This window comes from Pseudomonas sp. 18-147 (genome assembly GCF_051048045.1).
Classification (GTDB): Bacteria; Pseudomonadota; Gammaproteobacteria; order Pseudomonadales; family Pseudomonadaceae; genus Pseudomonas; species Pseudomonas aeruginosa.
Genome location: NZ_CP182296.1, coordinates 2,129,202 through 2,155,774, shown reverse-complemented (window position 1 = coordinate 2,155,774; position 26,573 = coordinate 2,129,202). Strand labels below are relative to the sequence as shown.

The window sequence follows — 26,573 nt, the reverse complement described above, 5'->3', positions numbered from 1 at the left end:
ATTACCCCACGAGTTGGTTGAGAGAAAGGATCGGAAGAAGAATGGCAAGGACGATGACCAGCACCACCGCGCCCATGAATATCAGCATGAACGGTTCGAACAGGCCGACCATCAGGCCGATCTGCGCCGCCAGGTCGTTCTCCTGGTTGCGCGCGGTGCGCGCCAGCATCTGGTCCAGCTCGCCGGAGCGCTCGCCGCTGGCGATCATGTGCAGCATCATCGGCGGGAACTGTCCGGTGGCTTCCAGCGAGCGGGTCAGGCTGGCGCCCTCGCGGACCTTCTGCGCGGCCTTGACCACTTCGTTGCGGATGATCCGGTTGGCGATCACCTCGGCGGCGATCGCCAGCGCCTCCACCAGCGGCACGCCGCTGCGGGTGAGGATCGCCAGGGTCGAGGCGAAGCGCGCGGTGTCGGTGGAACGCACCAGCCGACCGACCAGCGGCACGCGCAGCAGGAAGCCATGCCAGCGCTCGCGAAAGGCATCCTTGCGCAGCGCGTAGCGGAAGCCGATCACCCCGCCGATCGCCGCGACGAAGGCCAGCGCGCCCCAGGCCTTGACCCAGTCGCTGACGCCGATCAGCACGCGGGTCAACAGCGGCAGGGTCTGCCCGCTGTCGATGAACACCCGGACCACGTCGGGCACCACGTAGCCCAGCAGGAAGCCGACGATGGCCAGCGAAGCGACCATCAGGATCACCGGATAGAGCAGCGCCAGCTGGATCTTCTGCCGCGACTGCTGGCGCTGCTCGGTGTAGTCGGCAAGTTGCTCCAGCACCGGGCCGAGGTGCCCGGCATGCTCGCCGGCAGCCACAGTCGCCCGGTACAGCTCGGGAAAGGCGGTGGGAAACTCGCGCAGGCTGCCGGCCAGGCTATGGCCTTCGAGGACCTTGGCGCGCACCGCGAGAAGCATCGACTGGATGCGCTGCGAGGTGGACTGCGCCGCGGCGGCGCGCAGCGCCTCCTCGATCGGCAACGCGGCCTGGACCAGGGTCGCCAGTTGCCGGGTCACCAATGCCAGGTCGCGCGCGGACAGTCCGCGGGCGAACGTCAGGCGCCCGCCCTGCCCGCTCTGCTCGCGGGTACGGGTGGGCTTCACGTCGAGCGGCGCCAATTGGCGCTCGCGCAGCAACTGGCGGACCTGGCGCGCGCTGTCCGCCTCCAGCACGCCCTTCTGCTGGCGACCGCTGGGGTCGAGGGCGAGGTATTCGAAGGCGGCCATTATTCTTCCCGGGTCACGCGCAGGACTTCCTCGACCGTGGTGACGCCTTCCAGCACCTTGCGCCGACCGTCGTCGCGGATGCTCGGTCCGCTGGTGCGGGCATGCCGGGTCATTTCCTGCTCGGAGGATTCGTTGTGGATCAGCGAGCGCATGTGGTCGTCGAACACCACCAGCTCATAGATACCGGTACGCCCGCGATAGCCATGCTGGTGGCACTCGCCGCAGCCGCGGGCGCGATGCAGGGTCGGCGGCGCGGCGGGATCGACGCCGAGCAGCGCGCACTCGGCCTCGTCGGCCCGGTAGGGCTCCTTGCACGCCGGGCAGAGCACCCGCACCAGGCGCTGGGCCAGCACGCCAAGCATGGAGGAGGACAGCAGGAACGGCTCGATGCCCATGTCCACCAGGCGGGTGATCGCGCCGATGGCGCTGTTGGTGTGCAGGGTCGAGAGCACCAGGTGGCCGGTCAGCGAAGCCTGCACCGCGATCTCGGCGGTCTCCCGGTCGCGGATCTCGCCGACCATCACCACGTCCGGGTCCTGCCGGAGGATCGCCCGCAGGCCGCGGGCGAAGGTCATGTCGACCTTGGCGTTGACCTGGGTCTGGCCGATGCCCTCCAGGTGGTATTCGATCGGATCCTCGACGGTGAGGATGTTCCGCGTGCGGTCGTTGAGCGTGGTCAGGCTGGCGTACAGGGTGGTGGTCTTGCCCGAGCCGGTGGGGCCGGTGACCAGCAGGATGCCGTGCGGCTTGCGCACCGTTTCGTCCATCAGCTTGCGGTCGCGCTCGCTCATGCCCAAGTGTTGCAGGTTCAGGCGCCCGGCCTGCTTGTCGAGCAGACGCAGCACCACCCGTTCACCGTTGGCCGAGGGCAGGGTCGAGACGCGGATGTCCACCTCGCGCCCGCCGACCCGCAGGGAAATCCGCCCATCCTGGGGAATACGCTTCTCGGCGATGTCCAGCCGTGCCATGACCTTGATCCGCGATACCAGCAGGGCCGCCAGCTCGCGCTTGGGCTCCAGCACCTCGCGCAGCACGCCGTCGACGCGGAAGCGCACCACCAGGCGTTTCTCGAAGGTTTCCAGGTGGATGTCCGAGGCGTTCTCGCGGATCGCCTCGCCGAGGATCGCGTTGATCAGGCGAATGATCGGCGCGTCGTCCTCCTGCTCCATCAGGTCCTCGGTTTCCGGGACCTGGTCGGCCAGCGCGGCGAGGTCCAGGCTGCCGCCGAGGTCCTCGGCGAGCTGCATGGCCGCCGAGGAGTCGTGCTGGTAGGAGGCCGCCAGGGCCTGGTTGAAGGCGTCCTCGCCGAGCGCCTTGAGCGGCAGGCGGCGGCCGGCGAAGCGCTGCGCCTCGGCGATCGCCGCCAGCTCCACCTGCGGCCGGCAGGCCAGCCAGTACTGCTCCTCCAGGCACAGGAACAGCAGGCCCTGGCGCTTGGCGAAGCTGAACGGCAGACGCCGTGGCGGTGCGGCCGGCGCGGCGATGTCGGGTAATGGGGCTGTCATCATGGATGCCTTATAGCGGTAACCTTACAGAAGTATCTTGGTCGTATATGACCACTGAACGGTTACCGTCAGTATTGTTAGTTGTTAGTCGTTTTGTGCGGCCGATCCCGAGTTCCTCTTGCAGAAGTATCCTGGCGAGCCGTTATCTTAAGCACAAGCGTGCCTGGCCCGGCCAGTCACACCTATTGATAGAAGTAGGTAGCCTACTGGCAACGAACTGCTATGATCCCTCGGCGATCTTCAGACATAACGATAAAGACCAGGAGTGATGTATTGCCTTTCTCCGGCGCCTCTTCCCGCTGGCTGCAGCGGTACGCCCCGGCCCTTCTGGCTGTTGCCCTGATCATCGCCATGAGCATCAGCCTCGCCTGGCAGGCGGCCGGCTGGTTGCGCCTGCAACGCAGCCCGGTAGCCGTCGCCGCCTCGCCGGTCAGCCACGAGTCGATCCGCAGCGATCCGACCCGCCTGGCGCGCCTCTTCGGCACCAGCGCCCAGGACCCCAACGCCCCGCCACCGGCCACCAACCTCGACCTGGTGCTCAAGGGCAGCTTCGTCCAGAGCGATCCCAAGCTGTCCAGCGCGATCATCCAGCGCCAGGGCGACAAGCCGCACCGCTACGCGGTCGGCGGCGAGATCAGCGACGGCGTGAAGCTGCACGCGGTCTACCGCGACCGCGTCGAACTGCAGCGCGGCGGGCGCCTGGAAAGCCTGCCCTTCCCGCACCGTTCCGGGGGACTGCTGGCCAGCGCGGACGACATTACAAGCGAGAACGACTCGATCGAACAACTGCAAAGCCTGCAGGATGAGAACGCTGCAGCATTGCGCGAGCGCCTGGACGCCTTGCGCCAGCAGATGGAAGCCACGCCCATCGCAGAACCCGCCGAAGAAGACTCGAGCGAGCCCACGACCACGCCTACGGAAAGCGACTGACCCGATGTCCCAGCCTTTGCTCCGCGCCCTGTTTGCCCCTTCCAGTCGTTCGTACGTTCCCGCCGTCCTTCTCAGCCTGGCCCTCGGCATCCAGGCGGCGCACGCCGAAAACAGCGGCGGGAACGCCTTCGTCCCGGCCGGCAACCAGCAGGAGGCGCACTGGACGATCAACCTCAAGGATGCCGACATCCGCGAATTCATCGACCAGATTTCCGAAATCACCGGCGAGACCTTCGTCGTCGACCCGCGGGTCAAGGGCCAGGTCAGCGTGGTCTCCAAGGCCCAGCTCTCGTTGAGCGAGGTCTACCAGTTGTTCCTCTCGGTGATGAGCACCCACGGCTTCACCGTGGTTGCCCAGGGCGACCAGGCGCGCATCGTGCCCAACGCCGAGGCCAAGACCGAGGCCGGCGGCGGCCAGAGCGCGCCGGATCGCCTGGAGACGCGGGTGATCCAGGTGCAGCAGAGCCCGGTATCGGAACTCATCCCGCTGATCCGTCCGCTGGTCCCACAATATGGCCACCTCGCCGCGGTGCCCTCGGCCAACGCGCTGATCATCAGCGACCGCAGCGCCAATATCGCGCGAATAGAAGACGTGATCCGCCAGCTCGACCAGAAGGGCAGCCACGACTACAGCGTGATCAACCTGCGCTACGGCTGGGTGATGGACGCCGCCGAGGTGCTCAACAACGCCATGAGCCGCGGCCAGGCCAAGGGCGCGGCGGGCGCCCAGGTGATCGCCGACGCGCGCACCAACCGCCTGATCATCCTCGGCCCGCCGCAGGCGCGCGCCAAGCTGGTGCAACTGGCGCAATCGCTGGACACCCCGACCGCGCGCTCAGCCAACACCCGGGTGATCCGCCTGCGCCACAACGACGCCAAGACCCTCGCGGAAACCCTCGGCCAGATTTCCGAAGGCATGAAGAACAATGGCGGCCAGGGCGGCGAACAGACCGGCGGCGGCCGACCGAGCAACATCCTCATCCGTGCCGACGAAAGCACCAACGCCCTGGTCCTGCTGGCCGACCCGGACACGGTCAACGCTCTCGAAGACATCGTTCGCCAGCTCGACGTGCCGCGTGCCCAGGTATTGGTGGAAGCGGCCATCGTCGAGATCTCCGGCGACATCCAGGATGCCGTCGGCGTGCAATGGGCGATCAACAAGGGCGGCATGGGCGGAACCAAGACCAACTTCGCCAATACCGGACTGTCCATCGGCACCCTGCTGCAATCGCTCGAGAGCAACAAGGCACCGGAATCCATCCCCGACGGCGCCATCGTCGGCATCGGCAGCAGCAGCTTCGGCGCGCTGGTCACCGCGCTCTCGGCCAACACCAAGAGCAACCTGCTGTCGACCCCGAGCCTGTTGACCCTGGACAACCAGAAAGCGGAGATTCTGGTCGGCCAGAACGTACCGTTCCAGACCGGCTCCTACACCACCAACAGCGAAGGTTCGAGCAACCCGTTCACCACCGTGGAGCGCAAGGATATCGGCGTCAGCCTCAAGGTCACTCCGCACATCAACGACGGCGCGGCCCTGCGCCTGGAGATCGAGCAGGAGATCTCGGCCCTGCTGCCCAACGCCCAGCAGCGCAACAATACCGACCTGATCACCAGCAAGCGCTCGATCAAGAGCACCATCCTCGCCGAGAACGGCCAGGTGATCGTGATCGGCGGCCTGATCCAGGACGACGTTTCCCAAGCCGAGTCGAAGGTTCCCCTGCTCGGGGACATCCCATTGCTCGGTCGCCTGTTCCGTTCCACCAAGGACACCCACACCAAGCGCAACCTGATGGTCTTCCTGCGTCCTACGGTGGTCCGCGACAGCGCCGGTCTCGCCGCGCTCTCGGGCAAAAAATACAGCGACATCCGGGTCATCGACGGCACTCGCGGCCCAGAGGGACGACCCAGCATCCTGCCGACCAACGCCAACCAGTTGTTCGATGGACAGGCCGTCGATCTGCGCGAACTGAAGACGGAATAACGGCGCCATACCGGCAAGGCGGCCTCATACGAAAAAAAGGCGCTGCTCCTTTCGGAACAGCGCCTTTTCCGCATCTCCCCACCAACTCAGTCGAGGTAGATCATTTTCCGGGTCATGCCGCCATCGACCAGGAATTCCTGGCCGGTGACGAAACCGGCGTCCTCGGAGAGCAGCCAAGCCACCAGCGACGCGACATCCTCCACCGTTCCGACCCGGCCGACCAGGTGCTGGTCGTGGTCCAGCTCGGTCAGCGGCGCAGCCTCGCGCTCGGCGGCCTCGCGGGTATCGATCCAGCCGGGGCTGAGCGCATTGACACGGATATCCGGGCCCAGGCTGGCGGCCAGGGCATGGGTCAGCGCCAGCAACCCGCCCTTGCTCGCGGCGTAGGCCTCGGAGTCAGGCTCCGACTGGTGGGCACGAGTCGAGGCGATGTTGACGATGGCGCCATTGTGCGCGCGCAGATAAGGCGTGCAGTACTTGGCCAGCAGCATCGGACCGGTCAGGTTGACCGCCAGGGTCCGGGTCCACTCGCCGAGACTCAGCGCCTCCAGCGGCGTATTGCGCGGATTGGCGATGGCGGCGTTGCAGACCAGGCCGTCGAGGCGGCCGAACTGACCGAGCACCTCAGCCACGCTCATCGCCACCTGGCCCTCCTGGGCCACGTCCATGGCCACGAACCAGGCGTGCTCGCCCAGCGCCTCGGCCACCCTGGCCCCGCGTTCACGGTCGTTGTCGGCAAGCACTACCTGCCAGCCCTCGGCGATCAGCCAGGCACTGATGCCCAGGCCAATGCCCCGGGCCGCCCCGGCGACCAGGGCGACCTTGCCGTTGCCTCGCAGGTTGGGTTCGATCACAGCGCGGCCAGCCCCCGAGCCATGTCGGCCTTGAGGTCGTCGAGGTCTTCCAGGCCGACCGCGACCCGGATCAGGCTGTCGCCGATCCCGGCGCGCGCGCGGTCCTCGGGGGACAGTCGACCGTGGGAGGTGGTCGCCGGGTGGGCGATGGTGGTCTTGGTGTCGCCCAGGTTGGTGGTGATCGAGACCATCCGGGTAGCGTCGATGAAGCGCCAGGCGGCATCGCGCCCGCCCTTCACGTCGAAGCTGACGACCGCGCCGAAGCCGCTCTGCTGGCGCCGGGCCAACTCATGCTGAGGATGGCTCGGCAGGCCCGCGTAGTAGACCCGCTCGATGCCCGGCTGGCGCTCCAGCCATTCGGCCAGGGCCAGGGCACTGGCGCTGTGCGCCTGCATGCGGATACGCAGGGTTTCCAGGCCCTTGAGGAACAGCCAGGCGTTGAACGGGCTGAGGGTCGGTCCGGCGGTGCGGAGGAAGCCGACCACTTCCTTCATCTGCTCGCCGCGACCGGCGACCACCCCGCCCATGCCCCGGCCCTGGCCGTCGATGTACTTGGTCGCGGAGTGGATCACCACGTCCGCACCGAGCTTCAGCGGCTGTTGCAGGGCCGGCGTGCAGAAGCAGTTGTCCACCGCCAGCAGCGCACCCTTGGCGTGGGCGATCTCGGCCAGAGCGGCGATATCCACCAGCTCGGCCAGCGGGTTGGATGGCGACTCGACGAAGAACAGCTTGGTATTCGGCTTGCACGCTGCCTCCCAGGCCGCGAGATCGCTCAACGGCGGATAGTCGACCTGGATACCGAAGCGCTTGAAGTACTTGTCGAACAGGCTGATGGTCGAGCCGAACACGCTGCGCGAGACCAGCACGTGGTCGCCGGAGCTGCACAGGCTCATCACCAGGGCGAGGATCGCCGACATGCCCGACGCCGTGGCCACCGCCTGCTCGGCTCCTTCGAGGGCGGCGATGCGCTCCTCGAAGGTGCGTACCGTGGGGTTGGTGTAGCGCGAATAGACGTTGCCCGGCACTTCGCCGGCGAACCGCGCGGCCGCGTCGGCGGCGGTGCGGAAGACGTAGCTGGAAGTGGTGAACAGCGCCTCGCCGTGCTCGCCCTCCGGCGTCCGCCGTTGCCCGGCGCGAACCGCCAGGGTGTCGAAGGCCGCGCCTTCCAGGTCGCTGTCGAGACGCCCGGCATCCCAGTCCTGAGTCATGCCGCTCTCCCCTTTGTCAGTCGTTGTACAGATCGATGATCGCGCTGACCGCCTGGCTCTTGGCCTTGGTCGCATCGTTGCGCGCCTGTTCGATCCGGTTCAGGTAGGCCTCGTTGACGTCGCCGGTCACGTACTCGCCGTCGAACACGGCGCAGTCGAAGTGATCGATCTTGATCTTGCCGCCGCCGACCGCGTCGATCAGGTCGGGCAGGTCCTGGTAGACCAGCCAGTCGGCGCCGATCAGCTTGCTGACGTCCTCGGTGCTGCGATTGTGCGCGATCAGCTCGTGCGCACTCGGCATGTCGATGCCGTAGACGTTGGGGTAGCGCACGGCCGGCGCGGCGGAGCAGAAGTAGACGTTCTTCGCCCCGGCCTCGCGGGCCATCTGGATGATCTGCTTGCAGGTGGTGCCGCGGACGATGGAGTCATCCACCAGCATCACGTTCTTGCCGCGGAACTCCAGCTCGATGGCGTTGAGCTTCTGCCGCACGGATTTCTTCCGCGCCGCCTGGCCGGGCATGATGAAGGTGCGGCCGATGTAGCGGTTCTTGACGAAGCCCTCGCGGAACTTCACGCCGAGCCGGTTGGCCAGTTCCAGCGCCGCGGTGCGGCTGGTGTCCGGGATCGGGATGACCACGTCGATGTCGTGGTCGGGACGCTCGCGGAGGATCTTGTCGGCAAGCTTCTCGCCCATGCGCAGGCGCGCCTTGTACACCGAGATGCCGTCCATGATCGAATCCGGACGCGCCAGGTAGACGTGCTCGAAGATGCACGGCGCGTACTTCGGTGCCTTGGCGCACTGGCGGGTATAGAGCTTGCCTTCCTCGGTGATGTACACCGCCTCGCCCGGCGCCAGGTCGCGGATCAGGGTGAAGCCGAGTACGTCCAGGGCCACGCTCTCGGAGGCGATCATGTATTCGACGCCGTTCTCGGTATGCCGCTGGCCGAAGACGATCGGACGGATCGCATTGGGGTCGCGGAAACCGACGATGCCATGGCCGGTGATCATCGCCACCACCGCGTAGCCGCCGACGCAACGGTCGTGCACGCAGGAAACCGCGGCGAAGATGTCCTCCTCGGTGGGCTGCAGCTTGTTGCGCACCGCCAGCTCGTGGGCGAACACGTTGAGCAGCACTTCCGAATCGGAGTTGGTGTTCACGTGGCGCAGGTCGGATTCGTAGATTTCCTTGGCCAACTGCTCGACATTGGTCAGGTTGCCGTTGTGCGCCAGGGTGATGCCGTAGGGCGAGTTGACGTAGAACGGCTGCGCTTCCGCCGAGCTGGAGCTGCCGGCGGTCGGGTAACGCACATGGCCGATGCCGACGCTGCCGATCAGGCGCTGCATGTGGCGCTGCTGGAAGACGTCGCGGACCAGGCCGTTGTCCTTGCGCAGGTACAGCTTATCGTCATGGCAGGTGACGATACCGGCAGCGTCCTGGCCGCGATGTTGGAGGACGGTGAGCGCGTCATACAGCGCCTGATTGACGTTCGACTTGCCCACGATACCGACGATGCCACACATGTGACGCAACCCCTACTTGGCTCAAGCTGGAAAGATGGGAAGCGCGATCGGTCCGTCCCGGACCATCGAGCTGACCAGGGCCTGTGGGCCGCTGGCTCCCGCGAATCGGCGACCTTCGCCGCCGACTGGCTCGCGGCACGTCCTGTGCCGCCGGCGCCACGCCATCGACGCGCCGCCCTGGAAAACCGCGGGACCCGGCCTCGGCCAGTGTCCCGCCAAAATCACTGGCTGGGAAGCAGCCCGCCGATGCCGCTCGGCGGCGTTATCGGCGCGGCCGGCAACCACTGGCCGGCGAAACCGAGAATGAAGTTCTTCGACCAGTCGGCAACCATCAGGAAATGCGGCATCAGCACCGACTGCTGCCACCAAGGGTCCTGCTGTACCGGGGCCAGGCTGAGCAGGCCGACCAGCAGCACGACCAGCAGTACGCCGCGCGCACCGCCGAAGACCATGCCGAGGAAGCGGTCGGTGCCGGAGAGGCCGGTGACCCGGATCAGTTCGCCGATGAGGTAGTTGACCAGCGCCCCGAGCAGCAGGGTCGCGATGAACAGCAGCGCGCAGGCTGCGATGATGCGGGCCGAGGGGGTCTGGATGTACTCGCCCAGGTGCTGCGCCAGCGCCCCGCCGAACATCCAGGCCACCGCGCCGGCGACTATCCAGGTAAGCAGGGACAAGGCTTCCTTGACGAAGCCGCGACTCAGACTGATCAGGCTGGAAACGACGATGATGGCGACCATCGTCCAATCGACCCAGGTAAATGCCACTATGCAGCCCACAAGCAGAAAAGGCGCTGCATTTTAGCAGAGCGCGCCCGCGACGGTAAGCCGCGGGTCGCGGTCAACCGCGTTCCGGCTGGAAGCGCACGACGAAGCCGTTGAGCTTCTGCTGCTTGCTCAACTGGTCGCGCAGGCGATCCGCCTCGGCGCGCTGGATCACCGGCCCGACGAAGACCCGGTTCATCCCGTCGAAGCTGCGGATGTAGGCGTTGTAGCCCTGGGAGCGCAGGGTCTTCTGCAATTCCTCGGCGCGCGCCCGGTTGGACAGGCTGGCAAGCTGTACCGACCAGCTCTGCGGCAGGTTGTTGGCGTCCAGGCGCTTCTCCGCGGGCGGCGGGCTCGGCGGCGCAGCGGGCGGTTGCGGCTGGCTTGGCGGCAGGCTGGCGGCCGGCGCCTGGGCCTGGGCGGGCGGCTGGGTGGCCGGCGGGGTCGCCGGCAGGCCGCCGATCGGCTGGCTGGGCTGGCCGGCGGCGACCGGGGAGCCTTCCTCGACGATCTCGGGCGCAATGCCTTCTTCGCCGGGCTGCAGTTCCGGCACCTCGGTCGGCTGCACCTCGACACTGGGCATGGCCGGCGATTGCGGGCGCGGCGGCGCTTCCACCACGACCTGGCGCGACTCGTCTTCGCGGGTGAACAGCATCGGCAGGAAGATCACCGCCAGGGCGATCAGCACCAACGCCCCGACGATGCGCTGCTTCAGCCCTCTTTCCAGCAAGGCCATGATTTACTCCCCCTTATCCGTTCTACGGGCCAGCCATTCCAGGCCTTCGGCCACGCTATAGAACGATCCGAACAGCAGAATGACATCATCCGCGGTAGCCTTGGCGCACTGCGCGTCCAGGGCGGCGGCGATATCCGCATGACTGCTCGCCGGAACCTGGCGCAGGATCAGCGCCGCCTCCAGCTCCGCGGCCGGCCGCGAACGCGGAGTCGGCAACGGTGCAACGGCCCAATCCTGCACCAAGCCGGTCAAGGGTTCCAGTACGCCATCCAGGTCTTTGTCCGCCAGCAGGCCGAAGACCGCCAGGTAGCGTCCTCGTGGCGCTGCGGCACGCAGGCGTTGCGCCAGGTACTGGGCGGCCTGGGGATTGTGCCCGACGTCCAGCAGGAGCTGGCGTGGCTGGCCGTTCCAGGACAGGTCGCGGCGATCGAGGCGACCGGTCACCCGGGTCCGCCGCAGCGCCTCGGCCAGGCGCTCCGCCTGCCAGGGCAACTCGAGCAACGCGTAGGCCTGCAGGGCCAGCGCGGCGTTTTCCATGGGCAACCCGAGCAACGGCAGATCGTGCAGCGCCAGCGCCTGGCCGTCCGCGGCCAGCCCGCGCCAGTGCCAGCCATGATCGGCGAGCGCCAGGTCGTAGTCGCGACCGCGCAGGTAAAGCGGTGCCCCCAGCGCAGCCACCTGCTCCAGCAATGGCTGCGGGGGATCGAGATCGCCGCACAGGGCCGGTTTGCCGGCGCGCAGGATACCGGCTTTCTCGAAAGCCACGCTTTCGCGGGTATCGCCCAGCCAGTCCGCATGGTCCAGGCCGATGCTGGTGATCAGCGCCAGGTCGGCGTCGATCAGGTTGACCGCATCCAGGCGCCCGCCAAGGCCGACTTCCAGCACCGCGAAGTCCAGCCCGGCGCGCTCGAACAGCCAGAAGGCGGCCAGCGTGCCCATTTCGAAATAGGTCAGGGAAATCTCGCCACGTGCGGCCTCCACCGCGGAGAAGGCGTCGCACAGTTGCGCATCGCCGGCCTCGATGCCGTCGATCCGCACCCGCTCGTTGTAGCGCAGCAGGTGCGGCGAGCTGTAGACCCCGACCGACAACCCCTGCTCACGCAGCAGTTCGGCGAGCAGGGCGCAGGTGGAGCCCTTGCCGTTGGTCCCGGTAACGGTGACCACGCGTTTCGCCGGCCTTCCCAGGCCGAGCCGGCGCGCTACCTCGCGGGAACGCTCCAGGCCCATGTCGATGGCCGTCGGATGGAGTTGTTCGAGATAGCTCAGCCAATCGGCCAGGGAACGCTGGGTCATGCGGATACGGGGCTCGGCGAATGAGTGAAGGCCGACAGCAGATTGGCCAGGCGCGGCCGCAACTCGGCACGATGCACGATCATGTCGATGGCGCCATGCTCAAGGAGGAACTCGCTACGCTGGAAGCCTTCCGGAAGCTTCTCGCGGACGGTCTGCTCGATCACGCGAGGACCGGCGAAGCCGATCAGCGCCTTGGGTTCGCCGACGATCACGTCGCCGAGCATCGCCAGGCTGGCGGAAACGCCGCCGTAGACCGGGTCGGTCAATACCGAGACGAACGGGATGCCTTCTTCGCGCAGGCGCGCCAGAACCGCCGAGGTCTTGGCCATCTGCATCAGCGAGATCAGCGCTTCCTGCATGCGCGCGCCGCCGGAGGCGGAGAAGCAGATCAGCGGGCAGCGCTTCTCCAGGGCGACGTTGGCTGCGCGAACGAAGCGCTCGCCGACGATGGCGCCCATCGAACCGCCCATGAAGGAGAACTCGAAGGCGCAGGCGACCACCGGCATACCCTGCAGCTTGCCGCTCATGGCGATCAGCGCGTCCTTCTCGCCGGTGTCCTTCTGTGCCGCGGCGAGGCGATCCTTGTACTTCTTGCTGTCGCGGAATTTCAGACGGTCCACCGGCTCGAGGTCGGCACCCAACTCCTCGCGACCGTCCTCATCGAGGAAGATGTCCAGGCGGGTACGCGCGTTGATGCGCATGTGGTGATCGCACTTCGGGCAGACATCCAGGGTCTTTTCCAGCTCCGGACGGTACAGCACGGCTTCGCAGGACGGGCATTTGTGCCACAGGCCTTCCGGTACCGAACTCTTCTGGGACTCGGAACGCATGATGGAAGGGATCAGCTTGTCTACCAGCCAGTTGCTCATGCTCTTTGTTCTCCAGTGCAAGGTCGGGATGGCCGCACCGATCCGGTGACGGCGTCCCTGAGCAAATTCATCTTCGTGACCGCCGGCAGCGGTGGGCCCCACGGCTGCGAAGCGTTTCGCGGCCTGTCCCATCCCCCGCCTGCGCGGTCACCTGGGCGATACCCGGCGAGCGGCTATCGCGAAATATCTGGCCTCCCTATCGGCGGCCGGGCGTTGTCGCGGAAACGGCGACACGCTAGTGGACGGCGGCGGGCCGCCCGTCGTCACATCATGTCTCGTCGCGGCGCCGCGAACGCACCGCGTCCACGAACGCACGGACCCTCGCCGCATCCTTGATTCCCTTGCTCGCCTCGACGCCACCGCTGACGTCCACCGCGTAGGGCTTGACCTGCTCGACTGCCCTGCCGACGTTATCCGGCGTCAGACCGCCGGCCAGCACCAGGGGTTTGCCCAGGTCGGTCGGCACCAGCGACCAGTCGAACGCCGCCCCCGTGCCGCCGGGCACGCCTTCCACATAGGTATCCAGGAGAATCCCGGCAGCTCCCGGATATGCCGCCGCGCGCCCGACGATGTCGTCGCCGGGCTTCATCCGCAGGGCTTTCAGGTAGGGTCGCCGATGTCCCTCGCAGTCCTCGGCGCGTTCGTCGCCATGGAATTGCAGCAGGTCCAGCGGCACCGCATCGAGAATCTCGCCCAGTTCGCAGCGGCTGGCGTTGACGAACAGGCCGACGCTGGTCACGAACGGCGGCAGGGCACGAACGATCTCCCGCGCCCGATGGATATCCACCGCCCGCGGGCTCTTCGCATAGAACACCAGGCCGATGGCATCGGCGCCCGCCGCGGCGGCGGCCAGGGCGTCCTCGACTCGGGTGATACCGCAGATCTTGATGCGAACGGCTGGCAACGACGGAGAATCCTCGGCGAGTGAGCGACGAACCGCCGGACGGCCGGTCCGGCGGGAATTCTCGATGGTAGCAAAAGCCCGATTCGACGTCAGCCGACGATATCGGGCAATCCGGAAAGGAAATGCGGCCCCAGGTAGCGCTCGGGCAACTCGAACTCCCCGGGGTACTCCACCCGCACCAGATAGAGTCCGTAGGGGTGAGCGGTGACCCCACCGGCGCGCCGGTCGCGCGCCTCGAGTACCTCCTTCGCCCATTCGATCGGCCGCTCGCCGGCACCGATGGTCATCAGGACGCCAGCGATGTTGCGCACCATATGGTGAAGGAAAGCGTTACCGCGGATGTCCAGCACGATCAACCGACCATGCTCCAGCAAGCGCACGTGATGCATGGTCTTGACCGGCGACTTGGCCTGGCACTGCACCGCCCGGAACGAGGTGAAGTCATGGGTGCCGACCAGTACCTGGGCCGCCTCGCGCATCCGCCCGATATCCAGCGGCCGATGGTTCCAGGTGACCTCCTCGGCCAGGTGCGCCGGGCGGATCGGATCGTTGTAGATGGCGTAGCGATAGCGCCGGGCCATGGCCGAGAAGCGCGCGTGGAAATGCGCCGGCATCACCCTCGCCCAGGTCACACTGATATCCGCGGGCAGGTTGGCGTTGGTGCCCATCACCCATGCTTTCAACGGGCGCTCCACCGCGGTGTCGAAATGCACCACCTGGCCGCTGGCATGAACGGCAGCGTCGGTACGGCCGGCGCAGATCACCCCGACCGGCTCGGCGGCAACCTTCGACAAGGCGCGCTCCAGCGCTTCCTGCACGGAAGGCACGCCGGCTTCCTGGCGCTGCCAGCCACGATAGCGGGAGCCCTTGTACTCGATGCCGAGGGCGATTCTGGAAACGCCAGCGGCAGCCGATTCGGCTGCCGCTGGCGGAACAACATCGTTCATGAGGGTCGCTTCATTTCCGGATCAGGCCAGGCGCTCCAGCAACTCGCGGGCTTCCGCCTGCTGGCTGTCATTACCTTCGGCCAGGACTTCGTCGAGGATATCGCGCGCGCCTTCGCTATCGCCCATGTCGATGTAGGCGCGAGCCAGATCCAGCTTGGTCGCCGCTTCGTCGGCACCGGAGAGGAAGTCGAAGTCATCGTCGGCGTCTCCGTCCAGGGCGGAGGCGACCGCTGCATCTTCGGCGGAGAAACTCGGCGTCGCGCTCTTCGGCTCGTCAAGGTTGCTGGCCAACTCGTCCAACTGCGCACTCACCTCGTCCAACTGGGCGGCGAAACTGTCCTCGCCCTTCTCCGGAGCGGCCGGCTCCGTCGGCTCGTCGGCCAGCGACAGGTCGAAGTCGTCCGGCAGGGACAACGCCGGCTCTTCGGCAGCCTCGGTATCGAGGGTGAATTCGTTGTCGGCGGGCGCCGCGGCGGGCACTTCGTCGTTCAGCGAAAGCAGGAAGTCGTCGTCCGAAAGCTTGTCTTCCGGCGCATCGAGATCCAGGGAGAAATCGCCCAGGTCGTCATGCTTGGGTTGGCTCGGAGTCTCTGCCAACTCCGCGAAATCCAGGCCGAAGTCGAGATCGTCGACAGGCTTGTCCGCCGGGGTCGAGGCCGCCAGGTCCAGATCGCTGTCCAGGGTCAGGTCGTCCAGCGCCCCGCTGTCGGACTTGAGGTCGGCCTGCACGTCGTCGCCGCCCAGGTCGTCCAGGCTCAGGTCGAAGGCGTCGTCGAGATCCTGTCCTGCCGCATCCGGCTTGGCCGCGTGACCGCTGTCGTCGAGCGACAGGTCGTCAAGGCTGAAGCTATCCAGCTCGTCCTGCGCCAGCTTGGCGCCGGCCAGGCCGGCAACCGCGGCGACCGCGACCATTGCCGGATAGCGCGACTTGAGCTGCTCGACCTGCGGCTGTGCGCCGCCGATTTCGCGCAGCTCGTTTTCCTGGCGAGCGAAACCTTCGCGATCGCCCATCTCGGCATAGACTTCCATCAGCTTGAGGCGCAGGTCGGTGCGCTGCGGCTCGTCGTAGATGGCGTTCTGCAACAGTTCGGCGGCCTGGTTGAAACGCCCGTAGGCGATATAGATGTCGGCCTCGCCCAGCGCATCGGAAGTCTGCGCGGTGGTCTTCTCGACCTGCGGAGCGACGGCTGCGACCTGCGGCTCAGGCTCGTCGAGGGTCAGGTCGTCGAAGCCGTCCTTTCCCAGGTCCAGCGCATCCTCCTGTTCCTCGCCGGTATCCGCGGCGAAAGCCTGGGCTTCTTCCTTCTCTTTCTGCGCATTGCGCCGCGACAGGATCATCAGCAGCACCAGCAACGCCAGCAGTGCGCTACCGCCGATCACCGCCAACCACAGCGGGTTGGCCAGCAGTTCGTCGAGGAAGCTCGGTGCCGGCTGCTCTGCCGCCTGTACCGGAACGGCAGGTGCCGGAGGCTTCTCGGCAGCTGGCGCGGGCGGCGGCGCCACCGGAGGCTGCGCCGGAGCGGCGGGTGCTTCTCCGGCTGGAGCAGGAGTCGGCGCTGCCGCAGCAGGAGTCCCGGGCTGAGCCGGCGCCTGCGCGGCCGCATTGGGCTGGGACGCATCCGGCAGGGCTGCGTTCGGCTGGGCTGCGCCCTGGCCTTCGGCGCCCAACTGCCCTTGCAGCTTGGCCAACTGGGCGTCCTTCAGCTGGATCAACTTCTGCAGCTTGTCCAACTGGCTCTGCAGATCCTGCATGCGACTCTGCAGTTCTTCGTTCTCGCGGCGAGTGCTGTCGAGGCTTTCCTTGGTCACCGCCAGGGTATCGGCGAGCGCCTTGCTGTCGCCCTTCCCGCCCTTGTCGGCACCCTTGCTGGCCTTGCCCTCGCCAGACACCAGGCGCAGATTGTCCGTGGCGTCGACCTTGGATGGCGCCGACCCGGCGGCATTGCGCTGGGTCGCATCCAACTGCCTGGCGCCAGCGCTGCCCGCGGCCGGATTGCGGCTGCCGCGCCAGCTCTGGTTCTGCGCCTGCACCTGGGACAGCGCCTCGCGCGGCGAGCGCTCCAGCATCTGCTGTTCGGTGGGAATGCGCAGGACCTGGCCGCTCTTCAGCCGGTTGATGTTGCCATCGACGAAGGCGCCCGGATTCAGCTCCTGGAACGCGAGCATCGCCTGGGGTACGGAAACGCGATCGGTACGGTTGCGCTGGGCGATCTCCCAGAGCGTGTCGTTGGAAACGGTGCGATAGGTGTCGCTGCCTGCCGGCGCGGTGGTACGCACCGGAGCCGGAGCCTGCGGGGCTCGCGGGGCGCCGGTCGCGCGCGGCGCGCTGACCGGCGCTTGCGGAGCGCTTGCCGCGGCCTGCGGGGAGTACAGCGGCGGATCCAGCAGGACGGTGTACTCGCGCAGCAGGCGGCCGTTCGGCCAGAGCACCTGGACCAGGAAGTTCAGGTAGGGCTCCTGCACCGGCTTCGACGAGGTCACGCGAATGACGCTCTTGCCGTTGGGCTTCACCACCGGCGTGAACTTCAGGTCGGTGAGGTAGTACAGGCGATCGACGCCCGCCTTGCTGAACTCTTCCGGCGACGCCAGGCTCGGGATCACCTCGCCCGAACCCAGGTCACGAACTTCGAGCAGCTCGATCTCGGCATCCAACGGTTGGTTCAACGCCGACTTCAGGGTGATTTCCCCCAGTCCCAATCCATGCGCCATGCCGGAAGTCAGGACCGAGGCCGCCGCGATTGCCCGAACCAGTGTACGAAGCCGAACCATAGTGTAATCCCTTGGTTTTAATATCTTTTCTCGTTTCACGAGAGGGAGTGCGTCGGTGCTTGCTGTCCGCTCGCCCAGCCATGCATGGACGGACGCTCCCCGGCAGCAGCGGATCGAACCAGTATTAACAAGCTCGAATAATTCTACAAATCTGTGGGTAAGTATCTTTTACAGATAGTGTTTTATCAACAACTCACCCAGGAGCACGGCATTCAGCGCGGCACCTTTTCGCACATTATCAGACACAATCCACAAATTGACCTGACAGGGATCAGCCTGCCCCGCCCTCACCCGGCCGACATAGGTCTCGTCCTGGCCGAGGGCATCGCCGACCACCGTCGGATAGTCGCCCTCGCCGACCCATTCGATACCTTTCGTCGCATCGAGGACCCGCGTCACCGCGGCCAGGTCCACCGGTTCCGCGCACTGCAGGGTCACGCTGAGGCTATCGCCGAAGAATACCGGCGCCTGGATGCAGGTAACGTTCAACGGTCCGATACGCTCGCCAAGCAAGGCCTGCACCTCCGCGAAGATGCGCCGCTCGATCGCGCTGTGCCCCTCGGCATCCACCGCGCCGACCTGCGCGAGCAGGTTGAAGGCGATCTGGCGGTCGAAGAGACGCGGCTCCAGGGGGCGCGCATTGAGCAGTTCGGCGGTCTGCCGGGCGAGTTCCTTGACCCCTTCGCGCCCCAGGCTGGAGACGGAGAGGCAGGCTGTCAGGTTCAGTTGCCGGCAATCCAGCGTGGCCAGGAGTGGCGCCAGCACTTCGCACAGTTCGGCGGCTACGGCGCAAGGACTGGACAAAAGGAACGGCGCCGCTTGCGAGGCCAGGCGTTCGGCATTCACCGAAACCATGACCGGCGGTGCGACGCTCGGTTCCAGGGCGCCGCTCAGGTCGATCACCGAACAACCCGCCGCGCGGGCGCGCTCGGCATGGGCACGCGACACCTCGGCTGCCGCGGCGAAGAAGGCCAGGCCGACACTGGAAAAATCGAAGCTATCGACATCGCCGACGCGCAGGCTGCTTTCGGCGAAACCCATGCGCTGCCCGGCCGACTCGGCGCTGGCCAGCAGGTGCAGACGATGAAGCGGGAAGTCGCGTTCGTCGAGGAGACCGACCAGAGCCTCGCCAACCGATCCGGTGGCGCCTACGACTGCGACATTGAGGGGCTGGGACATGGGAAAAGCCTCGGCGGTCTGCGAAATAGGCGTGGCACTTTACTTGCCCACCTTCGCCCAGGCAATCGAGGCGCCGCCCATTGCGGACGGCGCCGGATCGATCAGCGCTCCAGCAGGATGCGCAACATGCGCCGCAGCGGCTCGGCAGCGCCCCACAGCAACTGGTCGCCGACGGTGAAGGCGCCGAGATACTGGGAGCCCATGTTCAACTTGCGCAGGCGCCCGACCGGAACGCTCAGGGTGCCGGTGACGGCGGCCGGGGTCAGCTCGCGCACGCTTACCTCGCGGTGGTTCGGCACCAGCTTGACCCAGGGATTGTGCTGGCTGATCAGGCCCTCGATGTCGGTCAGCGGCACATCCTTGTTCAACTTGATGGTCAGCGCCTGGCTGTGGCAACGCATGGCGCCGACGCGCACGCAGATACCGTCGACCGGGATCGGGTTCTTGAAGCGGGCGAGGATCTTGTTGGTCTCCGCCTGGGCCTTCCACTCTTCGCGGCTCTGCCCGTTGGGCAGTTCCTTGTCGATCCAGGGGATCAGGCTGCCGCCCAGCGGCGCGCCGAAATGCTCGGTGGGGAAGGCTTCGCTGCGCAGGGTCTCCGCCACCTTGCGGTCGATGTCGAGGATCGCGCTGGCCGGGTTGGCCAGGTCATCCGCCACCGATGCATGGGCGGCGCCCATCTGCTTGAGCAGTTCACGCATGTTCTGCGCGCCGGCGCCGGAGGCGGCCTGGTAGGTCATGGCACTCATCCACTCGACCAGGCCGGCGTCGAACAGCCCGCCCAGGGCCATCAGCATCAGGCTGACGGTGCAGTTGCCGCCGATGTAGTTGCGGGTGCCGGCGTCCAGAGCCTGGTCGATGACCTTGCGGTTGACCGGGTCGAGGACGATCACCGCGTCGTCTTCCATGCGCAGGCTGGAGGCGGCATCGATCCAGTAGCCCTGCCAGCCGGCCTCGCGCAGCTTGGGGAATACTTCGCTGGTGTAGTCGCCGCCCTGGCAGGTCAGGATCACGTCGAGGGTCTTCAGCTCGTCGATGCTGTAGGCGTCCTTCAGCGGAGCGATGTCCTTGCCCACTTCCGGGCCCTGGCCACCGACGTTCGACGTGGTGAAGAACACCGGCTCGATCAGGTCGAAGTCCCGCTCTTCCAGCATCCGCTGCATGAGTACGGAACCCACCATCCCGCGCCAACCGATCAGACCTACACGCTTCATCGCAACTACACCTATATGAGAGAAGTGAGCTGGCCGGCAGCCATCATGGCGCCGGCCAAGCCCGTCAGATTACAGATTCTTGAGTGCCGCGACTACGGCATCGCCCATTTCCCGGGTGCCGACCTTGCGGCAGCCTTCGGACCAGATGTCGCCGGTGCGCAGCCCCTGGTCGAGGACCTTGCTCACCGCCTGCTCGATGGCGTCGGCGGCGGTCGCCTGGCTGAAGCTGTAGCGCAACATCATCGAGACCGAGAGGATGGTCGCCAACGGGTTGGCGATGCCCTGACCGGCGATGTCCGGGGCGGAACCGTGGCAGGGTTCGTACATGCCCTTGTTGTTCGCGTCGAGCGAGGCAGAAGGCAGCATGCCGATGGAACCGGTCAGCATGGAAGCCTCATCCGACAGGATGTCGCCGAACATGTTGTCGGTGACCATCACGTCGAACTGCTTGGGCGCGCGCACCAGTTGCATGGCGGCGTTATCCACGTACATATGGGAAAGCTCGACGTCCGGGTAGTCCTTCGCCACCTCTTCCACCACTTCCCGCCACAGCTGGCTGGAGGCGAGGACGTTGGCCTTGTCCACCGAGCAGAGCCTGTTGTTGCGTACGCGGGCCATGTCGAAACCGACGCGGGCGATACGACGGATTTCGCTCTCGCTGTACGGCAGAGTGTCGTAGGCCTGGCGCTCGCCGTTCTCCAGCACGCGCTGCTCGCGGGGCTGGCCGAAGTAGATGCCGCCGGTCAGTTCGCGGACGATGAGGATGTCCAGCCCGGCGACCACTTCCGGCTTCAGGCTGGAGGCCGCGGCCAGTTGCGGATAGAGGATGGCCGGACGCAGGTTGGCGAACAGGCCCAGTTGCGAGCGAATCTTCAGCAGACCGCGCTCGGGACGGATATCGCGTTCGATCCTGTCCCACTTCGGCCCCCCTACCGCGCCCAGCAGCACCGCATCGGCCTGGCGCGCGCGCTGCAGGGTCTGGTCGGCCAGCGGCACGCCGTGCTTGTCGATGGCCGCGCCACCGATGACGTCCTCGGCCAGTTCGAAGCCGAGCTGGAACCTGTCGTTGGCCAGTTCCAGCACCTTGACCGCTTCCGCCATGATTTCCGGGCCGATACCGTCACCGGGGAGAACCAGGATCTGCTTGCTCATAACACCCTCTTGTCCTTCATTCATTGAACGGCGGGCATGCGCCGCCGCGATCGAACCGTCACTCCCGACGCAGCCACAGCACCAGCACGTCGGTGCTGAACGAGCCGTCGTCGGCAATCTCGAAATACTCCCTGACTTCCTCGCCCACCGCCAGCTGCAGGGTGCGGATCGCCTGGCGGAACACCTCCGGCGTACGCATCCGCTCGACCCACGACTGGAACTCCAGGCGCAGGCGCTGGCGCCGGCTTCCGGTTACCAGCAGGCCCGCCTCGCCGCTCAGGCGCGCCCACTCGGCCGGCGAGTAGTTGCGCACATGGCTGGTGTCGCGGAGCAGCTCGACGGTCTGCAGGAAGGTGTCCGGCAAGGCCTGCCCGGGCGCCGCCACGTCGACGAAGATCGCCACCCCGCCGGGCTTGAGCACCCGCCGCACCTCGCGCAGGGCCAGGCCGACATCGCGCCAGTGATGGGTGGAATAGCGACTGAAGACGAAATCGAACTCGCCGTCGGCGAAGGGCAGGCTCTCCGCCTTGCCCTGTTCGGTACGGATGTTCGCCATGCCCCGTTCCGCGGCGCTCTGCGCCACCACGGCGAGCATCTCGGCGGAAAGATCGTAGGCCACCACCTCCCCTGCCAGGGCGGCGACCTGGAAGCTCACGTGGCCGGCGCCGCAGCCCAGGTCGAGGACCCGCGCTTCCGGGCGCCCGGCCAGGGCGTCGCGCAGCAAGGCGAATTCCTCGCCCTGGGCATGCACGGCGCTGCTCAGGTAGGCCGAAGCCTGGGCGCCGAACTGGCGCTGGACAACGTCATCGTGGTCGCTCATGAACCTACTCCGGGAGAAAAACCGGGCGCACCCTACCCAGGATGCGCCCGGCAAGGGGACTCACGTGGCGCTCAGCGGAACAGCCAGGGCTGCTGCTGGCGGTAGCCGTCCTCGAAGGCACGGATCGCATCGGCGTCCTGCAGCGTCAGGCCGATGTCGTCGAGGCCGTTGAGCAGGCAATGCTTGCGGAACGGGTCGACCTCGAAACCCAGCACCTTGCCATCAGGACGGGTAACGGTCTGCGCCGCCAGGTCGATGGACAACTGGTAGCCTTCGTTCGCCTCGACCTGGCGGAACAGTTCGTCCACCTCGGCCTCGGGCAGGATGATCGGCAGCAAGCCGTTCTTGAAACTGTTGTTGAAGAAGATGTCGGCATAGCTCGGTGCGATCACCGTGCGGAAACCGTACTCGTCCAGCGCCCAGGGCGCGTGCTCGCGGGACGAGCCGCAGCCGAAGTTCTCCCGCGCCAGCAGTACGCTGGCACCCTGGTAGCGCGGCTGGTTGAGGACGAAGTCCGGGTTCAGCGGACGCTTCGAGTTGTCCTGTCCCGGCTGCCCGACATCCAGGTAGCGCCATTCGTCGAACAGGTTGGGGCCGAAGCCGGTGCGCTTGATCGACTTGAGGAATTGCTTGGGAATGATCTGATCGGTATCGACGTTGGCGCGATCCAGCGGAGCGACGAGACCGGTCGTCTGGGTATAGGGTTTCATCTCGGTTCTCCTCAGGCGAGCAATTCGCGGACATCGATGAAGCGGCCGTTGACGGCCGCGGCGGCGGCCATCGCCGGGCTGACCAGGTGGGTACGGCCACCGGCGCCCTGACGGCCCTCGAAGTTGCGGTTGGAGGTCGAGGCGCAGTGTTCGCCGCTCTCCAGCCGGTCCGGGTTCATCGCCAGGCACATGGAACAGCCCGGCTCGCGCCATTCGAAGCCGGCCTCGATGAAGATCCGGTCCAGGCCTTCCTTCTCGGCCTGCTCCTTGACCAACCCGGAACCCGGCACCACCAGCGCCTGCTTGATGGTCGCGGCGACCTTGCGGCCCCTGGCCACTTCGGCGGCAGCGCGCAGGTCCTCGATCCGCGAGTTGGTGCAGGAACCGATGAATACCCGGTCCAGCTGGATGTCGGTGATCGCCTGGTTCGGCCGCAGGCCCATGTACTTCAAGGCGCGCTCGATCGAACCGCGCTTGATCGGGTCGCTCTCGCGGGCCGGGTCCGGCACGTTCTGGTCCACCGCCAGGACCATTTCCGGCGACGTGCCCCAGCTGACCTGCGGCTTGATCTGCGCGGCGTCCAGCTCGACCACGGTATCGAAGCGGGCATCGGCGTCCGACACCAGCCCCTGCCAGCAGGCGACGGCCTGGTCCCATTGCTCGGCGCTCGGCGCGAAGGGCCGGCCCTTCACGTAGTCGATGGTCTTCTGGTCGACGGCGACCAGGCCGACGCGGGCGCCCGCCTCGATCGACATGTTGCAGATGGTCATCCGCCCTTCGATGGACAGGTCGCGGATGGCGCTGCCGGCGAACTCGATGGCGTGGCCGTTGCCGCCGGCGGTGCCGATCCTGCCGATCACCGCGAGGACGATATCCTTCGCCGTGACGCCGGCCGGCAGCCTGCCTTCGACCTTGACCAGCATGTTCTTCATCTTCTTCGCCACCAGGCACTGGGTCGCCAGCACATGCTCTACCTCGGAAGTGCCGATGCCGTGGGCCAGCGCGCCGAAGGCGCCGTGGGTGGAAGTGTGCGAGTCGCCGCAGACCACGGTCATCCCCGGGAGGGTCGCGCCCTGCTCCGGACCGACCACATGGACGATGCCCTGGCGCACGTCGTTCATCTTAAATTCGGTGATGCCGAAGTCGTCGCAGTTCTCGTCGAGGGTCTGCACCTGCAGGCGCGAGACCTCGTCGGCGATGGCGGCGATGCCGCCCTTGCGCTCGGTGCGGGTGGTCGGCACGTTGTGGTCCGGGGTGGCGATGTTGGCGTCGATCCGCCACGGCTTGCGCCCGGCCAGGCGAAGACCCTCGAAGGCCTGCGGCGAGGTCACTTCGTGCAGGATATGGCGGTCGATGTAGATCAGCGCCGAACCGTCGTCGCGCTGCTTGACCAGGTGCATGTCCCAGAGTTTGTCGTAGAGGGTCTTGCCGGCCATCGGGATTTCCTCATCAGCTCATTTCTATGCCCACAGGGCTTGTGAGGATGATCCTATGGCTTGTCTACGAATAACTCAAATTCATATTTTTCATCCAAAGCATTCCCAACAGGAATCCATTGGCGCTAAGCTCCGGGCAGCCGAAACCAGCGGAGGCCCGCAATGGACCTGAACAGCCTCAACACCTTCATCGCCATTGCCGAGACCGGCAGCTTCTCCGAAGCCGGCGAGCGCCTGCACCTGACCCAACCGGCGGTGAGCAAGCGCATCGCCGCCCTCGAACAGCAGCTCAATGCCCGGCTGTTCGACCGGGTCGGCCGCGAGGTCAACCTCACCGAGGCCGGCCGCGCCCTGCTGCCGCGCGCCTACCAGTTGCTCAACGTGCTCGACGACACCCGCCGGGCGCTGAACAACCTCACCGGCGAGGTCAGCGGCCGGCTGGTCCTGGCCACCAGCCACCACATCGGCCTGCATCGCCTGCCGCCGCTGCTGCGCGCCTTCACCCGGGCGCATCCGCAGGTGGCGCTGGATATCCAGTTCCTGGATTCGGAAGTGGCCTACGAGGAGATCCTTCATGGTCGTGCGGAACTGGCGGTGATCACCCTGGCCCCGGAAACCGCCGAACCGGTGCGCGCAGTCCCGGTGTGGGACGACCCGCTGGACTTCGTCGCCGCCCCGGAGCACCCGCTGGCCCGACAGGGCACGGTGTTCCTCGCCGACGTCGCCAAGCACCCCGCGGTATTCCCCGGCGGCAACACCTTCACCCACCACATCGTGCGGCGCATGTTCGAAGCCGAAGGGCTGACGCCGAACATCGCCATGAGCACCAACTACCTGGAGACCATCAAGATGATGGTCTCCATCGGCCTGGCCTGGAGCGTGCTGCCGCGGACCATGCTCGACGACCAGGTGGTGCGCCTGCCGCTGCAGGACATCCAGCTCAGCCGCCAGCTCGGCTATATCCTGCACACCGAGCGGACCCTGTCGAACGCCGCGCGCGCCTTCATGCGCCTGCTCGACGAACAGGCATTCGGCAACGGCACTCCAGCGGCCTGAAGCGATTCAGGTCGGACGCCACGGGTAGGCCCTCCCCTCTTCGCCGTCCGCGGCCAGCGCTCACCCGACCTGCATGCCAATGCCCTCGCGACTCAGCCCTCGCCGACCCACGCCTGCACCTCGACCTCCACGTCGACCCCCAGCGCCAGCCCGGCGGTCACCGTCGAGCGTACCGGCAAGGCCCCCTGCACATGACGCTGGTAGACCTCGTTGAAACCGGCGAAGTGGGCCATGTCCAACAGCCAGACGGTGACCTTCACCAGTTGGTCGAAGCGCGCGCCACAGCTCTCCAGGGTCTCGCCGATGCGTGCCATCACCGCTTCGGTCTGGGTCTGGATATCGCCACGTACCACCTCGCCGGTCGGACTCATCGGCACCTGTCCGGAAAGAAACAGGAAGCCGCCGGCCCGCACCGCGCGGGAAAAGGGAAACGGCAGGCTGCTGGGGTAACGCTGGATGTCATCGCTCATCTGGATTGCCTCCTGTGGATGAAGCGCTAGGAAGAAAAGCTTTCGGCCGCGGAATCGGCGTATTCATGTAGCACTGCGATCAACCCTGGCTCATATCGACGCGCTCCGCCAGAAAGTCCAGGAACGCCCGCACGCGCAGCGGCAGATAGCCGCCCTGGCCGACGTAGACGGCGTGGACTTCCTCCAGGTCGCCTGGGTTGTATGCCTCGAGCACGGGAATCAGGCGCCCGGCGGCTATGTCCTCGCGCACCTGGAACGCGGCCAGCCGCGCCAGGCCCAGGCCGGCCACGGCCAGACGGCGCAGCGCCTCGCCATCGCTGGCCTGGGCGTTGCCCGACAACGGCACCACGAGTTCCTCGCCGGCGTCCCGCAGCGGCCAGCCGGAGCGCGTTCGCACATAGTTGGCGCCGAGGCGGTTGTGCCCCAGCAGCGCCTGCGGCGTGGCCGGCATGCCATGCCGGGCCAGATAGGCCGGCGCACCGACGATCAGCATGCGCGTGCTCCCCAGCTTGCGCGCCACCAGGCTCGAGCTTTTCAGCGGCCCCGCGCGCACGGCCACGTCGGTGCGCTGCTCGAGGATGTCGACGACCTCATCGGTCAGCACGATATCCAGCGTCACCTCGGGATGCTGCGCGAGGAACTCGGGCACCAGCGGCAGCAGGAAGTGATGCCCGAAAGGCACGTTGGCGTTGACTCGCAAGCGCCCACGCGGCGCCGCGTTTTCGCTCGCACACCGCTCGGCTTCCTCCAGATCGGCCAGGATACGCACCCCGCGCTCGTAGAACGCGCATCCCTCGGGCGTCAGTTGCAATTGACGGGTGGAGCGGTTCAGCAAGCGGGTTCCCAGGCGCTGTTCGAGCCGGGTGATCAGCTTGCTGACTGCCGAGGGCGTCATGCCGCAACGTCGAGCGGCGGCGGAAAAGCCCCCCGACTCGACGACCCGGGCAAACACCTCCAGTTCGCCGGAACGGTTGACTTCAAGCCGGGCCATGGCGCCCTGCCTGATGATTTCGCTTCATAAATGATGTTCCCCGCTAC

At 66.7% G+C, this 26,573-nt stretch carries 23 protein-coding genes; 3 read left to right on the top strand and 20 right to left on the bottom strand.

The features are described from left to right. Nucleotide 1 precedes the first annotated feature (1 nt). Both xcpS and xcpR read right to left on the bottom strand, forming a co-directional pair. Nucleotides 2–1,219, bottom strand: a complete 1,218-nt coding sequence (gene xcpS / locus ACM0M4_RS10430) for a GspF family T2SS innner membrane protein variant XcpS (RefSeq protein ID WP_003091376.1) — start codon at nt 1,217–1,219, stop codon at nt 2–4. Further along, nucleotides 1,219–2,727: a GspE family T2SS ATPase variant XcpR gene (gene xcpR, locus ACM0M4_RS10425; RefSeq protein WP_003091377.1), complete on the bottom strand. Its 1,509-nt coding sequence runs from the start codon at nt 2,725–2,727 to the stop codon at nt 1,219–1,221. Before xcpR ends, xcpS begins: the two co-directional genes overlap by 1 nt. Before the next feature lie 219 nt (nt 2,728–2,946). Here xcpR and xcpP point away from each other — a divergent pair, with 219 nt between their 5' ends. Both xcpP and xcpQ read left to right on the top strand, forming a co-directional pair. After that, nucleotides 2,947–3,654, top strand: coding sequence for a type II secretion system protein N (gene xcpP, locus ACM0M4_RS10420; RefSeq protein ID WP_003119750.1), 708 nt, complete (start codon nt 2,947–2,949; stop codon nt 3,652–3,654). Between the two features lie 4 nt (nt 3,655–3,658). Continuing rightward, nucleotides 3,659–5,635, top strand: coding sequence for a GspD family T2SS secretin variant XcpQ (gene xcpQ / locus ACM0M4_RS10415; protein ID WP_003103536.1), 1,977 nt, complete (start codon nt 3,659–3,661; stop codon nt 5,633–5,635). 86 nt (nt 5,636–5,721) lie between these two features. On the opposite strand, the gene ACM0M4_RS10410 is transcribed toward xcpQ, so the two are convergent. From ACM0M4_RS10410 to leuC, 16 genes are all read right to left on the bottom strand, one after another. Next, nucleotides 5,722–6,489, bottom strand: a complete 768-nt coding sequence (locus ACM0M4_RS10410) for an SDR family oxidoreductase (RefSeq protein ID WP_115288744.1) — start codon at nt 6,487–6,489, stop codon at nt 5,722–5,724. Next, complete coding sequence (locus ACM0M4_RS10405; protein ID WP_003113933.1) at nt 6,486–7,697, bottom strand: O-succinylhomoserine sulfhydrylase; 1,212 nt, start codon at nt 7,695–7,697, stop codon at nt 6,486–6,488. The genes ACM0M4_RS10410 and ACM0M4_RS10405 overlap by 4 nt, the downstream gene beginning before the upstream one ends. Before the next feature lie 16 nt (nt 7,698–7,713). Then, a complete protein-coding gene (gene purF, locus ACM0M4_RS10400) occupies nt 7,714–9,219 on the bottom strand; it encodes an amidophosphoribosyltransferase (protein WP_003091383.1) in 1,506 nt (501 codons plus the stop codon). A gap of 221 nt (nt 9,220–9,440) precedes the next feature. Then, nucleotides 9,441–9,983, bottom strand: a complete 543-nt coding sequence (locus tag ACM0M4_RS10395; protein WP_003113932.1) for a CvpA family protein — start codon at nt 9,981–9,983, stop codon at nt 9,441–9,443. A gap of 73 nt (nt 9,984–10,056) precedes the next feature. Further along, nucleotides 10,057–10,716: an SPOR domain-containing protein gene (locus tag ACM0M4_RS10390; protein ID WP_033956831.1), complete on the bottom strand. Its 660-nt coding sequence runs from the start codon at nt 10,714–10,716 to the stop codon at nt 10,057–10,059. Nucleotides 10,717–10,719: 3 nt separating this feature from the next. Continuing rightward, nucleotides 10,720–12,009 (bottom strand): bifunctional tetrahydrofolate synthase/dihydrofolate synthase, encoded by a 1,290-nt coding sequence (gene folC, locus ACM0M4_RS10385; RefSeq protein ID WP_003115014.1) that lies wholly within the window; start codon nt 12,007–12,009, stop codon nt 10,720–10,722. Further along, nucleotides 12,006–12,878 (bottom strand): acetyl-CoA carboxylase, carboxyltransferase subunit beta, encoded by an 873-nt coding sequence (gene accD / locus ACM0M4_RS10380; RefSeq protein WP_003104199.1) that lies wholly within the window; start codon nt 12,876–12,878, stop codon nt 12,006–12,008. The genes folC and accD overlap by 4 nt, the downstream gene beginning before the upstream one ends. A gap of 268 nt (nt 12,879–13,146) precedes the next feature. Then, nucleotides 13,147–13,782 carry a phosphoribosylanthranilate isomerase gene (locus ACM0M4_RS10375; RefSeq protein ID WP_003104200.1) on the bottom strand — a complete coding sequence of 212 codons (636 nt, stop codon included), beginning with the start codon at nt 13,780–13,782 and terminating at the stop codon, nt 13,147–13,149. A gap of 89 nt (nt 13,783–13,871) precedes the next feature. Beyond that, nucleotides 13,872–14,729 carry a tRNA pseudouridine(38-40) synthase TruA gene (gene truA / locus ACM0M4_RS10370; RefSeq protein ID WP_003091390.1) on the bottom strand — a complete coding sequence of 286 codons (858 nt, stop codon included), beginning with the start codon at nt 14,727–14,729 and terminating at the stop codon, nt 13,872–13,874. Nucleotides 14,730–14,750: 21 nt separating this feature from the next. Beyond that, the gene (gene fimV / locus ACM0M4_RS10365; RefSeq protein WP_057387035.1) at nt 14,751–17,498 is read right to left on the bottom strand and encodes a motility hub landmark protein FimV; all 2,748 of its coding nucleotides are present in this window, start codon (nt 17,496–17,498) and stop codon (nt 14,751–14,753) included. A gap of 168 nt (nt 17,499–17,666) precedes the next feature. Beyond that, nucleotides 17,667–18,677, bottom strand: a complete 1,011-nt coding sequence (locus ACM0M4_RS10360; protein ID WP_003115016.1) for an aspartate-semialdehyde dehydrogenase — start codon at nt 18,675–18,677, stop codon at nt 17,667–17,669. Between the two features lie 101 nt (nt 18,678–18,778). After that, nucleotides 18,779–19,891, bottom strand: a complete 1,113-nt coding sequence (asd, locus tag ACM0M4_RS10355; RefSeq protein ID WP_003111187.1) for an aspartate-semialdehyde dehydrogenase — start codon at nt 19,889–19,891, stop codon at nt 18,779–18,781. A 69-nt stretch (nt 19,892–19,960) separates the two neighbouring features. Next, nucleotides 19,961–21,043 (bottom strand): 3-isopropylmalate dehydrogenase, encoded by a 1,083-nt coding sequence (leuB, locus tag ACM0M4_RS10350; protein WP_003091395.1) that lies wholly within the window; start codon nt 21,041–21,043, stop codon nt 19,961–19,963. 58 nt (nt 21,044–21,101) lie between these two features. Continuing rightward, nucleotides 21,102–21,863: a class I SAM-dependent methyltransferase gene (locus tag ACM0M4_RS10345; protein ID WP_003452681.1), complete on the bottom strand. Its 762-nt coding sequence runs from the start codon at nt 21,861–21,863 to the stop codon at nt 21,102–21,104. Nucleotides 21,864–21,934: 71 nt separating this feature from the next. Further along, nucleotides 21,935–22,573, bottom strand: coding sequence for a 3-isopropylmalate dehydratase small subunit (gene leuD / locus ACM0M4_RS10340; RefSeq protein WP_003091398.1), 639 nt, complete (start codon nt 22,571–22,573; stop codon nt 21,935–21,937). An 11-nt stretch (nt 22,574–22,584) separates the two neighbouring features. Next, entirely contained in the window at nt 22,585–24,009 is a 1,425-nt protein-coding gene (leuC, locus tag ACM0M4_RS10335; protein WP_003091399.1) for a 3-isopropylmalate dehydratase large subunit, read from the bottom strand. Nucleotides 24,010–24,171: 162 nt separating this feature from the next. On the opposite strand from leuC, the gene ACM0M4_RS10330 reads away from it, so the two are divergent. Continuing rightward, nucleotides 24,172–25,065 (top strand): LysR family transcriptional regulator, encoded by an 894-nt coding sequence (locus ACM0M4_RS10330; protein WP_003091401.1) that lies wholly within the window; start codon nt 24,172–24,174, stop codon nt 25,063–25,065. A gap of 92 nt (nt 25,066–25,157) precedes the next feature. Here the strand turns inward: ACM0M4_RS10330 and ACM0M4_RS10325 are convergent, their stop codons facing one another. Together ACM0M4_RS10325 and ACM0M4_RS10320 are read right to left on the bottom strand one after the other, a co-directional pair. Beyond that, on the bottom strand, nt 25,158–25,535 hold the full coding sequence (locus tag ACM0M4_RS10325) for a RidA family protein (protein ID WP_115288743.1): 378 nt from the start codon (nt 25,533–25,535) through the stop codon (nt 25,158–25,160). Between the two features lie 79 nt (nt 25,536–25,614). Continuing rightward, complete coding sequence (locus ACM0M4_RS10320) at nt 25,615–26,526, bottom strand: LysR substrate-binding domain-containing protein (protein WP_003115019.1); 912 nt, start codon at nt 26,524–26,526, stop codon at nt 25,615–25,617. Nucleotides 26,527–26,573: the final 47 nt, after the last annotated feature.